The sequence below is a fragment of the Streptomyces sp. NPDC101165 genome (genome assembly GCF_044768135.1).
In the GTDB taxonomy this organism is placed as follows: Bacteria; Actinomycetota; Actinomycetes; order Streptomycetales; family Streptomycetaceae; genus Streptomyces.
The window spans coordinates 218,074-228,643 of sequence record NZ_JBIWPG010000016.1 but is presented as its reverse complement, the minus strand read 5'-3'; the positions used below and the strand labels follow the sequence as shown (position 1 = coordinate 228,643).

Here is a 10,570-nt window from a genome sequence, read left to right as displayed (position 1 = left end):
CGACCTGGTCAGGAACCTCGGCCTCCAAGCGCTGTACGCAGCCGTGTTCGGCTCGGCGGCCTGGGCGCGGTTCACGACGAAGGACATCAACACATAGGGCGCGGCGAGCCGCGCGGGACGGCTCAGGCGTCCTGGTGCGGGAAGCGCGCGAGGGGCGCCTCCTGCGCGAAGAACGTCTTGGCGCGCGCCAGCGCGTCGGTGTCCTTCCGTACGTCCCCGGGCGCGCTGCCGTTGCCGAACAGCACCCCGCCGAAGCGCATGTTCAGATACGCGGCCGAGTTGTTGAGCGTGCCGACGAGGGGTTCGGCGACCGACGGCTCCCGGTCGGCGAGCGCCGCGACACCCCACAGCGTGCCCCCGGCCATCGCCGCCCTGAAGTCGACGCCCGGGGTGCGCAGCCAGCCCGACCAGTAGTCCAGGTACCGCTTGGTGAGGCCGGAGACCGAGTACCAGTACAGCGGCGAGGCGATCACGATGTCCGTGGCCGCGAGCGTGGCGTCCAGCAGCAGGCCGGTCTCGGTGTCCGCGGGCGGTCGTACGTGATCGCTGTCGTGCCGCACGTCCACGAAGTCGGGCAGCGGGTGCTCGGCCAGGCGGATCCACCGCTGCTCGACGTCTCCGGGCAGCTGCGCGGCGGCCTCACGGGCCAGCAGTTCGGTGTTGCCGTCGAGGCGGGCACTGCCCAGGACGAACAGGAAACGGCGGCTCATGGGTCCCCCAAAGCGAGCGATGTCAATCCGCGAATGCCAGCGCATGCATTTTATGCACACGCAACCAGTTCGTTTCAAGAGGCGTCAGGGGTGCGGCTGGTGCGAGGCTGTGACGTCGCGGTGACGCGGGAACCGAGCTGAGCCGACAGACTGGTTGGTAGGACGCGTACGACCGGGGTGCGACGCCGGGGGAGTGAGGGAACCGATGTCTCGACTCAGCTTCGAGAAGAAGCGGGTGCAGCAGCCCGTGACACACCCTGCGGTGGTGCAGGTCCGGGTGTCCGGCGCGGGCAGTGCCTCGGTGGGCGGGACGGCGGTCGTCGCGGCTCCGGGCGAGGAGATCCAGCACGCCGTGCTGAACCACCTCCAGCGCCTGGCCATCAGCCTGGGCACCCCCATACGAGCCACGATCCACGACGACCTCGCCGGCTGCGTGGTCCCCCTCGAGGTCTCGGCGGACGGCTCCAGCAGGGTGGCGGGAGACCCGGTCCGGGTCGCTCCGCGGGGCCCGCAGCCGGGTTCCACGCGGCCTGCCTCCCCGAAGCCGGTTTCCCCGGCCGCGTCGGGCGCGGTCCAGGCGCCCACCGGGCAGTTCGGCCCGCCGCCGCTCATGGACGCGCCCTCGGCCCGCGCCGCCGTACCGGACGCCGTGGATGCGCCTCCCGCCTCCGTCGCCGTACCCGAGAGCGCCTCCGCTCCGAAGGTCGACCTCGTGTCCGCCTCCGCTCAGAAGGCCGACCTCGTGTCCGCCTCCGCTCCGAAGGTCGACTTCGTGCCCGCCCCCGCCCTGAGGCCCGCCCCTGTGCCCGCGTCCACCCTGGCCGTCGCCCCCCTGCTCGACCCCGAGCCCGCCCCGGTCGCGCCCCCGACCCCCACTCCCGCCCGCGGCTTCGACGCCGTGGCCGAGGAGGTGCTCAGGGACGAGCCCGTGACCGAGACCGCGGAGGGCGCCGAGCTGCTGACCGAGCCGATGGCGCGGATCAACGAGGCGGTCTGCAGCGGCCGTATCGAGGCCGCGGCGGAACTGGCCGACCGCACGGTCGTCGAGGCCTCCGGGGTGCTGGGCCCCCGCCACCCCGAGGTGCTGCACCTGCGCGAACTGACCGCCTACATCGCCTACCTGGCGAGCGACCCGGTCCGCTCCTTCGACCTTTCCCTGGACCTCGCCCGGATGCGCCGGCAGGCCGCGGACGCCGAGGGCGCCTACGGCAACGTGCGGAGCGCGGCCACCGCCTGGCGGGCCGTGCGCGACCCGCAGGAGGGCCTGCGGATGGGCCGCGACCTGATCGACCTGTGGACGGACCTCACGGCGGAGCCGGGACCCGCGGCCGAGGACCCGCAGCCCCTGGAGTCGGCCCGCGCCCGCATGGTCCGCCTGACCGACCGCGCGGCCAAGGCGGCGCAGGCGCAGGCGTAACCGGCGGCACGCCCCCCCTGTTCGCACGCCCCCCGGGGGCTACTGCACGCAGAACTCGTTGCCCTCCGGGTCCGCCATCACCGTCCACGCGCCGGCGGGCTCCTTCACCTCGCGCAGGACCCGTGCGCCGAGGGCGGTCAGCCGGGCCACCTCGTCCGCGCGCCGCCCGGCGCCGGGGTGCAGGTCGAGGTGGAGCCGGTTCTTGCCGGACTTCGCCTCGGGGACGCGCTGGAACAGCAGCCGCCGCCCCAGCCCGGTGCCGGAGTCCGGGTCGTAGGGGTCGTCGGGGTGCCGTACGGCGATCAGGTCACGGAAGGCGGGGCGGCCGTGGTGCTCGACCGTGGCCTCCTCGGGCAGCGCGCCGAGCGACAGCAGCCGTTCGACGAGAGCGCTGTTGTCCTCGGTCGTGTAGTGCAGCGCGGCGGCCCAGAAGTCGGCCTGCGCGTGCGGGTCGGCCGCGTCGATGACGAGCTTCCAGTGCAGTGGTGCGGGCGTCTGCGTCGACATGGGCACCACTTATAGCGCCCGCCACTGACAGCCGGCCCCTGCGTCAGGCGTCCACCGCGGCGGTGCTGGGCGTCTCGGCGCGGGGCGGCACGATGATCGCCCGCGGCCTCCTCGCGGCACGCAGCGCGTCGGTGGTGAGCAGGATCAGCGCCAGCCAGACCAGCGCGAAGCCGGCCCAGCGCGCGGCGGGCATCTCCTCGTGGAAGTAGAGGACGCCGAGCAGGAACTGGAAGACGGGGGCCAGGTACTGCAGCAGGCCCAGCGTGGACAGGGGCACGCGGATCGCCGCCGCACCGAAGCAGACCAGTGGTAGCGCCGTGACGATGCCGGTCGAGGCGAGCAGGGCCGTGTGCCCCGCACCCTCGCTCGCGAAGGTGGACCGGCCGTGCGCGGTCAGCCAGAGCAGAAAGGCGAGCGCGGGCAGGAACTGGATCGCGGTCTCGGCGGCCAGCGACTCGATGCCGCCGAGGGCGACCTTCTTCTTCACCAGCCCGTAGGTGGCGAACGAGAAGGCGAGACAGAGCGAGATCCATGGCGGACGGCCGTAGCCGACGGTCAGGACGACCACGGCGGCGACGCCGACCCCGACCGCGACCCACTGCACGGGCCGCAGCCGCTCCTTCAGGATCAGCACGCCCATCGCTATGGTCACCAGCGGGTTGATGAAGTACCCGAGGGACGTCTCGACCACATGGCCGGCGTTCACGGCCCAGATGTAGACGCCCCAGTTCACGGTGATGACGGCCGCGGCGAGCGCGATGAGGCCGAGCCGCCGCGGCTGCCGCAGGAGCTCCCCGGCCCAGGCCCAGCGCCGTACGACGAGCAGGGCGACGGCGACGAAGACGAGGGACCACACCATCCGGTGGGCCAGGATCTCCAGGGCTCCGGCGGGCTTCATCAGCGGCCAGAACAGCGGGACCAGTCCCCACATGCCGTACGCGGCGAAGCCGTTCAGCAGGCCTGCCCGGTGTTCTCCCTTGGACGTCCCGGCCACGGGCCCCTCCTTCTCGCCTCACTCACGCACGCGAGAACGAAGGTAGCGCCGAGCACCCCCGTCTGTCATGCCCGTATCGGCATACGGTCATGACAGGCGGAGGCGCGGGTCAGTCACTCGAGCTGTCAGCCCTTGAGCGCGGCGGCGACCGCCTCGGCGAGCGGGGTGGTCGGGCGGCCGGCCAGGCGGGACAGGTCGCCGGAGGAGACGACGAGTTCGCCCTTCTCGATGGACGCGTCGACGCCGACGAGGATCTCGACGAACGGCCCGGGCACGCCGGCGCCCGCCAGGATGCCCTTCATGACCTCACCGGTGACGGCGTTGTAGGCGATCTCCCTGCCGGTCTGCCGGCTCAGCTCGGCCGCGTACTCGGCGAAGCTCCACGCCACGTCGCCGCCCAGCTCGTACGTCGTGTTCTCGTGGCCCTCGCCGGTCAGCACGGCGGCCGCGGCGGCCGCGTAGTCGGCGCGGGAGGCCGAGGAGACCCGGCCCTCGCCGGCCGCCGAGACGACCGCGTCGTGCTCCAGTACCGGGGCCAGGTTCTCGGTGTAGTTCTCGTGGTACCAGCCGTTGCGCAGCAGGCTGTAGGGCAGGCCGGAGGCGAGCAGCGCCTCCTCGGTGGCCCGGTGGTCGTCGGCGAGCGCGGCCTCGAGGCTGCCCGGGGCGCTGGTGTACGCGAGCAGTGCCACGCCGGCCGCCTTGGCGGCGTCGATGACGACCCGGTGCTGCTGGACCCGGCCCTTGTCGAACTCGTTGCCGGAGATCAGCAGGACCTTGTCGCCGGCCGCGAACAGGCCGTCGAAGGTCTCGGGCGCGTTGTAGTCGGCGACCGCGAGCTTCACCCCGCGGGCCGCGAAGTCGGCGGCCTTCGCCTCGTCGCGGACGACTGCGGTGATCTGGTCTGCCGGAACCTTCTCCAGCAGCTGTTCCACGACGTGACGGCCGAGGTGTCCGGTGGCTCCGGTGACGACGATGCTCATGGTTCACAGACTCCTTGTGGGGTGGCTATGGCACTAACCCTAGGAGGTGCACTAACCAAGCGAAAGTACCCACTTTGAAGTAAGGTACGGGCATGGCAGTAAGTAATGCGCGTGCGCGCACCGGAGCCGAGGCCATGTGCCCCTACCGGCTCGTCCTGGAGCACGTCACCAGCCGCTGGGGCGTGCTCGTCCTGATCGAGCTGATGGAGGGCTCGCGGCGGTTCAGCGAGCTGCGGCGGGCGATCGACCAGGTGGGCCGCATCAGCGAGAAGATGCTCACCCAGACCCTGCAGACCCTGGAGCGCGACGGCCTGGTCCACCGGGACGCCAAGCCGGTCATCCCGCCCCGTGTCGACTACTCGCTCAGCCCCCTGGGCCGGGAGGCGGCGGAGCAGGTGCGGTCCCTGGCGCAGTGGACGCACGACCGCATGGGCGAGGTGGAGAAGGCCCGTCAGACGTACGACGAGGCCCGGGAACTCCGCTCCCGGGCCTCGTGATCACAGAGCGACGAGATCAGCCGACGACCGTCCAGGTGTCCCCGCCGGCCAGCAGCGCGGCCAGGTCGCCCTTGCCGTGCTGCTCGATGGCCGTGTCCAGCTGCTCGGACATCTGGACGTCGTACACCGGCCGCTCGACGGAGCGGAACACACCGATCGGGGTGTGGTGCAGCGTGTCGGGGTCGGCCAGCCGGGAGAGGGCGAAGGCGGTGGTGGAGGACGCGGACTTCGCGTCGTGCACCAGGAGGTCCGCCTCGTTCTCCGGGGTCACCGTCACCACCCTCAGGTCGCCGGTCTGCCGGTCCCGTACGACACCACGCGTGCCGTCGGTGCCGAACCGGATCGGCTGCCCGTGCTCCAGGCGGATCAGCGCCTCGTCCGCCTGCTGCTTGTCCTTCAGGGCGTCGAAGGCGCCGTCGTTGAAGATGTTGCAGTTCTGGTAGATCTCGATCAGGGCCGTGCCCGGGTGGTCGGCGGCCGCGCGCAGCACCTCGGTCAGGTGCTTGCGGTCGGAGTCGATCGTGCGCGCGACGAAGGACGCCTCCGCGCCGATCGCCAGCGACACCGGGTTGAACGGCGCGTCCAGCGAGCCCATCGGGGTCGACTTGGTGATCTTGCCGACCTCGGAGGTCGGGCTGTACTGCCCCTTGGTCAGGCCGTAGATCCGATTGTTGAACAGGAGGATCTTGAGGTTGACGTTGCGGCGCAGGGCGTGGATCAGATGGTTGCCGCCGATGGACAGGGCGTCGCCGTCACCGGTGACCACCCACACGCTCAGGTCCCGGCGGGAGGACGCCAGGCCCGTCGCGATGGCCGGGGCGCGGCCGTGGATGGAGTGCATCCCGTAGGTGTTCATGTAGTACGGGAAACGGGAGGAGCAGCCGATGCCCGAGACGAAGACGATGTTCTCCTTCGCCAGGCCCAGCTCCGGCATGAACCCCTGGACGGCGGCCAGGATCGCGTAGTCACCGCAGCCCGGGCACCAGCGCACCTCCTGGTCGGACTTGAAGTCCTTCATGGACTGCTTGGCCTCGGCCTTGGGGACCAGCTGCAGCAGCGAGTGGGTGGCGTCAGTCATCGATGGCCTCCTTCAGCGCGGCGGCGAGCTGTTCCGCCTTGAACGGCATGCCGTTGACCTGGTTGTACGAGTGCGCGTCGACCAGGTACTTCGCCCGGATCAGGGTGGCGAGCTGCCCGAGGTTCATCTCGGGGATCACCACCTTGTCGTACGAGGTGACCACCGCTCCGAGATTGCGCGGGAACGGGTTGAGATGGCGCAGATGGGCCTGTGCGATCGACTCGCCGGCCTTGCGCAGCCGCCGTACCGCGGCCGTGATCGGCCCGTACGTCGAGCCCCAGCCCAGGACCAGCGTCTTCGCCCCGTGCGGGTCGTCGACCTCGATGTCCGGCACGTCGATGCCGTCGATCTTGGCCTGGCGGGTGCGGACCATGAAGTCGTGGTTGGCCGGGTCGTAGGAGATGTTGCCCGTGCCGTCCTGCTTCTCGATGCCGCCGATGCGGTGCTCCAGGCCCGGCGTGCCCGGGATCGCCCACGGGCGGGCCAGGGTCTGCGGGTCCCGCTTGTACGGCCAGAAGACCTCGGTGCCGTCCTCCAGGGTGTGGTTCGGGCCGGAGGCGAACTGCACGCGCAGGTCCGGCAGCTCGTCCAGGTCCGGGATCCGCCACGGCTCGGAGCCGTTGGCCAGATAGCCGTCGGAGAGCAGGAACACCGGGGTGCGGTAGGTCAGCGCGATCCGGGCGGCCTCCAGGGCCGCGTCGAAGCAGTCGCCCGGGGTCTTCGGGGCGATGACCGGGACCGGGGCCTCGCCGTTGCGGCCGAACATCGCCTGCAGCAGGTCCGCCTGCTCGGTCTTGGTCGGCAGGCCGGTCGAGGGGCCGCCGCGCTGGATGTCCACGATCAGCAGCGGCAGCTCCAGGGAGACCGCCAGGCCGATCGTCTCGCTCTTGAGCGACACGCCGGGACCGCTCGTCGTCGTCACCGCGAGCGAGCCGCCGAAGGCCGCCCCCAGCGACGCTCCGATGCCGGCGATCTCGTCCTCCGCCTGGAAGGTCCGCACGCCGAAGTTCTTGTGCTTGCTCAGCTCGTGCAGGATGTCCGACGCCGGCGTGATCGGGTACGAGCCCAGGAACAGCGGCAGATCCGCCTGCTGCGACGCGGTGATCAGGCCGTAGGCGAGGGCCAGGTTGCCGGAGATGTTGCGGTAGGTGCCGACCGGGAAGGCCTCGGTGGCCGGGGCGACCTCGTAGGAGACCGCGAAGTCCTCGGTCGTCTCGCCGAAGTTCACGCCCGCCCGGAACGCGGCGATGTTGGCGGCCGCGATGTCGGGCTTCTTGGCGAACTTGCTCCGCAGGAACTTCTCGGTGCCCTCGGTGGGCCGGTGGTACATCCAGCTCAGCAGCCCGAGGGCGAACATGTTCTTGCTGCGCTCGGCCTCCTTGCGGGAGAGGTCGAACTCCTTCAGCGCCTCGACGGTGAGGCTGGTCAGCGGCACGGGGTGCAGGCTGTAGCCGTCCAGCGAGCCGTCCTCCAGCGGGGAGGCGGTGTAGCCGACCTTCTGCAGGGCACGCTTGGTGAACTCGTCCGTGTTGACGATGATCTCGGCGCCGCGCGGCAGGTCGCCGATGTTGGCCTTCAGGGCGGCCGGGTTCATCGCGACCAGCACGTTCGGCGCGTCGCCCGGGGTGAGGATGTCGTGGTCGGCGAAGTGGAGCTGGAACGAGGAGACGCCGGGCAGGGTGCCGGCAGGGGCGCGGATCTCGGCGGGGAAGTTCGGCAGGGTGGAGAGGTCGTTACCGAAGGACGCGGTCTCCGAGGTGAACCGGTCACCGGTGAGCTGCATGCCGTCACCCGAGTCCCCCGCGAACCGGATGATCACCCGATCCAGGCGCCGCACGTCCTTGGCTCCGCCCGGTTTGCGCTGCTCTCCCACGACGGTTCCGTCGGCCTGCTCCGCTGGGCTGCTGACCTGACTGGTCACTGAACTGGACCTCCTTCGAGGCGGCTGTCCGGGGATGGTCGTCCCAGGGACCTTCCCGGTATCAACCCTACGTCGGTTAGGGTCGCCTTCCCGTGGCCATCCGCGGACGGGCGGCTTTTCGGGACGGCTGGTCGCGCTGACTGCTCATGATTTCCCGTATCACTGGAGCATCGATCAAGACGCTCCCCGCGTATTTCCCGGTTGTCTCCTGCGGCCTCCCACCCGGACGTCCGGTCTCCACAGAAGCCGGACGGACTGACACGCTGCTGACACAGTGTCAGCCCGTTATGAGTTCAGGTACGTGAGAACGGCCAGAACACGCCGGTGATCGCCGTCGCTCTGGGAGAGCCCGAGCTTCAGGAAGATGTTGCTGACGTGCTTCTCCACGGCCCCGTCGCTGACCACCAGCTGCCGGGCGATCGCCGAGTTGGTCCGGCCCTCCGCCATCAGCCCCAGCACCTCGCGCTCACGCGGGGTGAGCCCCGCCAGCACGTCCTGCTTGCGGCTGCGCCCGAGCAGCTGCGCGACCACCTCGGGGTCCAGCGCCGTACCGCCCTCGGCCACCCGCACCACGGCGTCCACGAACTCCCGCACCTCGGCGACCCGGTCCTTGAGCAGATAGCCCACGCCCCGGCTGGAACCGGCCAGCAGTTCGGTGGCGTAGCGCTCCTCCACGTACTGCGACAGCACCAGCACCCCGAGCCCGGGGTGCGCCTTGCGCAGCCGTACGGCCGCCCGCACGCCCTCGTCGGTGTGCGTCGGCGGCATCCGTACGTCCGCCACCACCACGTCGGGCAGCGTGCCCTGCGCATCCAGGTCGGCGATGGTCTTGATCAGCGCCTCCGCGTCCCCGACGCCCGCCACGACATCGTGCCCGCGGTCGGTCAGCAACCGGGTCAGGCCCTCCCTGAGCAGCACCGAGTCCTCGGCGATGACGACCCGCACCCTGTCCTCCACGATCTCCCGGCCCCCCACAGCCCGACCTTCCGACGGTGTCCTGTACGAAGGTCCAGCATTCCAGCATTCGGGCCGTCGTGCGCAGGAGCCGGGGAATCACACGGGATGTCGCAGGAGGCCGTACCGCGGTCGGCGTGCACCCTCAGGCCCGCCAGGGCAGCTCGGCGATCACCCGGGTGGGGCCGCCGGCCGGTGAGTCCACCACCAGGACTCCGTCCACCGCATCCAGACGGCCGGCCAGGCCCGCCAGGCCCGAGCCCCGGGTCGCGTCCGCGCCGCCCACCCCGTCGTCCATGACCTGGAGCATCAGCCGGTCCTCCGCGTGCCACACGTCGACCGACGCCGAGCGCGCCCGGCTGTGCTTGCTGATGTTCTGCAGCAGCTCGGAGACGGTGAAGTAGGCGATGCCCTCGATCGCCGGTGCCGGCCGGGCCGGCAGGTCGACCTCCACCCGCACCGGGACCGTGCAGCGGGAGGCGACCGAGGAGAGGGCCGCGTCCAGGCCCCGGTCGGTCAGCACGGCCGGATGGATCCCGCGCGCGAGGTCGCGCAGCTCCTGCAGGGCCGTCTTCACCTCGCCATGGGCCTCCTCCACCATCCGGGCCGCCGCCTGCGGGTCCTCCTGCAGCTTCTCCTTGGCCAGGCCCAGATCCATGGCCAGGCTCACCAGCCGGGCCTGCGCCCCGTCGTGCAGGTCCCGCTCGATACGGCGCAGATCGGCGGCCGCGGTGTCGACCACGATCCCGCGGTCCGACTCCAGCTCCACGACCCGCGCCGACAGCCGCGACGGCCCGAGCAGCCCGCGCACCAGCAACCCGTCCACCGTGGTCAGGCCGCGCACGATCCAGGGCGTGGCCAGCGTGAACAGCAGGCCGACCAGCGCGGTCACGGTGATCTCGAACGGGTTGTCGAGATAGACGCTGTGCTGCGCGTCGCCGTACAGCTGCAGGCCGCCCTGGCCGCCGTACATCGGGAACACCCAGAACCACAGCGGGTACGTCAGCAGCACCCAGCCGTACGCCCAGAAGTTCACCGCCACGACGAACGAGAACACCGCCCACGGGAACTGCAGCAGCGCGTACAGCAGATGCCGCCACGACGTGCCGCTCTTCAGCACCGCGCCCATCCACCCGAACGCGCCCGGCCGGCGCGCCCGCAGCGGCTCCGGGTCGGCCACCTCCAGGCGCAGCAGCGCACGCGCGCGCGTGCGCTCCAGCGCGCCGAAGCCGCGGCAGCCAGCGAGCGCCGCCGCCAGCACGGGGATCCCGAGGAAGGTCACCAGCAGGCCCGCGCCGAGCGCCACCATGGTGACCGTCCAGCTGAACAGCACGACCGCGATCGGCAGGCTCAGCAGCACGTAACCGAACTCGCGCCAGCTGCGCGCCTCGATCGGCGCCCGCAGCGCGGCGGGCAGCAGGTGGCGCCGCTCCCCGTCGGGGGCGGGGAAGCCGGATCCGGCCGGGTGCCCGTGTCCTTGCCCGTACTCCTGTCCGTACTCCGTGGCCATCG

10 protein-coding genes and 1 pseudogene are annotated in these 10,570 nt (G+C 71.2%); 3 read left to right on the top strand and 8 right to left on the bottom strand.

Annotated features, from left to right (window positions below; genetic code table 11):
- Positions 1 to 97: pseudogene (locus ACIRVH_RS31725) on the top strand (ABC transporter permease); the annotation flags it as partial.
- A gap of 25 nt (positions 98 to 122) precedes the next feature.
- Here the strand turns inward: ACIRVH_RS31725 and ACIRVH_RS31720 are convergent.
- On the bottom strand, positions 123 to 710 hold the full coding sequence (locus ACIRVH_RS31720; RefSeq protein WP_403960259.1) for a flavodoxin family protein: 588 nt from the start codon (positions 708 to 710) through the stop codon (positions 123 to 125).
- A gap of 205 nt (positions 711 to 915) precedes the next feature.
- Between ACIRVH_RS31720 and ACIRVH_RS31715 the strand changes: the two genes are divergently transcribed.
- Entirely contained in the window at positions 916 to 2,127 is a 1,212-nt protein-coding gene (locus tag ACIRVH_RS31715) for a hypothetical protein (protein ID WP_403960257.1), read from the top strand.
- Between the two features lie 39 nt (positions 2,128 to 2,166).
- Here ACIRVH_RS31715 and ACIRVH_RS31710 read toward each other — a convergent pair whose 3' ends face one another.
- The 3 genes from ACIRVH_RS31710 to ACIRVH_RS31700 form a co-directional block, all read right to left on the bottom strand.
- Positions 2,167 to 2,634 (bottom strand): VOC family protein, encoded by a 468-nt coding sequence (locus ACIRVH_RS31710; RefSeq protein ID WP_403960254.1) that lies wholly within the window; start codon positions 2,632 to 2,634, stop codon positions 2,167 to 2,169.
- Positions 2,635 to 2,677: 43 nt separating this feature from the next.
- Complete coding sequence (gene rarD / locus ACIRVH_RS31705) at positions 2,678 to 3,628, bottom strand: EamA family transporter RarD (protein ID WP_403960252.1); 951 nt, start codon at positions 3,626 to 3,628, stop codon at positions 2,678 to 2,680.
- Positions 3,629 to 3,753: 125 nt separating this feature from the next.
- The gene (locus tag ACIRVH_RS31700; protein ID WP_403960249.1) at positions 3,754 to 4,608 is read right to left on the bottom strand and encodes an SDR family oxidoreductase; all 855 of its coding nucleotides are present in this window, start codon (positions 4,606 to 4,608) and stop codon (positions 3,754 to 3,756) included.
- 92 nt (positions 4,609 to 4,700) lie between these two features.
- Here ACIRVH_RS31700 and ACIRVH_RS31695 point away from each other — a divergent pair, with 92 nt between their 5' ends.
- A complete protein-coding gene (locus ACIRVH_RS31695; protein ID WP_403960246.1) occupies positions 4,701 to 5,105 on the top strand; it encodes a winged helix-turn-helix transcriptional regulator in 405 nt (134 codons plus the stop codon).
- Between the two features lie 16 nt (positions 5,106 to 5,121).
- On the opposite strand, the gene ACIRVH_RS31690 is transcribed toward ACIRVH_RS31695, so the two are convergent.
- From ACIRVH_RS31690 to ACIRVH_RS31675, 4 genes are all read right to left on the bottom strand, one after another.
- On the bottom strand, positions 5,122 to 6,183 hold the full coding sequence (locus tag ACIRVH_RS31690) for a 2-oxoacid:ferredoxin oxidoreductase subunit beta (RefSeq protein ID WP_403960244.1): 1,062 nt from the start codon (positions 6,181 to 6,183) through the stop codon (positions 5,122 to 5,124).
- A complete protein-coding gene (locus ACIRVH_RS31685; RefSeq protein ID WP_403960241.1) occupies positions 6,176 to 8,104 on the bottom strand; it encodes a 2-oxoacid:acceptor oxidoreductase subunit alpha in 1,929 nt (642 codons plus the stop codon). Before ACIRVH_RS31685 ends, ACIRVH_RS31690 begins: the two co-directional genes overlap by 8 nt.
- Positions 8,105 to 8,389: 285 nt before the next feature.
- Positions 8,390 to 9,049 carry a response regulator transcription factor gene (locus tag ACIRVH_RS31680; protein ID WP_315903872.1) on the bottom strand — a complete coding sequence of 220 codons (660 nt, stop codon included), beginning with the start codon at positions 9,047 to 9,049 and terminating at the stop codon, positions 8,390 to 8,392.
- Positions 9,050 to 9,203: 154 nt separating this feature from the next.
- Positions 9,204 to 10,568, bottom strand: coding sequence for a sensor histidine kinase (locus ACIRVH_RS31675; protein WP_403960239.1), 1,365 nt, complete (start codon positions 10,566 to 10,568; stop codon positions 9,204 to 9,206).
- Between the last annotated feature and the right edge of the window lie 2 nt (positions 10,569 to 10,570).

Bases quoted from the DNA above. Each gene is read 5' to 3' on its own strand.
- ACIRVH_RS31710 (WP_403960254.1), bottom strand. From the start codon at position 2,634: ATGTCGACGCAGACGCCCGCACCACTGCACTGGAAGCTCGTCATCGAC.
- ACIRVH_RS31695 (WP_403960246.1), top strand. From the start codon at position 4,701: ATGGCAGTAAGTAATGCGCGTGCGCGCACCGGAGCCGAGGCCATGTGC.
- ACIRVH_RS31720 (WP_403960259.1), bottom strand. From the start codon at position 710: ATGAGCCGCCGTTTCCTGTTCGTCCTGGGCAGTGCCCGCCTCGACGGC.
- ACIRVH_RS31690 (WP_403960244.1), bottom strand. From the start codon at position 6,183: ATGACTGACGCCACCCACTCGCTGCTGCAGCTGGTCCCCAAGGCCGAG.
- ACIRVH_RS31715 (WP_403960257.1), top strand. From the start codon at position 916: ATGTCTCGACTCAGCTTCGAGAAGAAGCGGGTGCAGCAGCCCGTGACA.
- ACIRVH_RS31700 (WP_403960249.1), bottom strand. From the start codon at position 4,608: ATGAGCATCGTCGTCACCGGAGCCACCGGACACCTCGGCCGTCACGTC.
- ACIRVH_RS31675 (WP_403960239.1), bottom strand. From the start codon at position 10,568: ATGGCCACGGAGTACGGACAGGAGTACGGGCAAGGACACGGGCACCCG.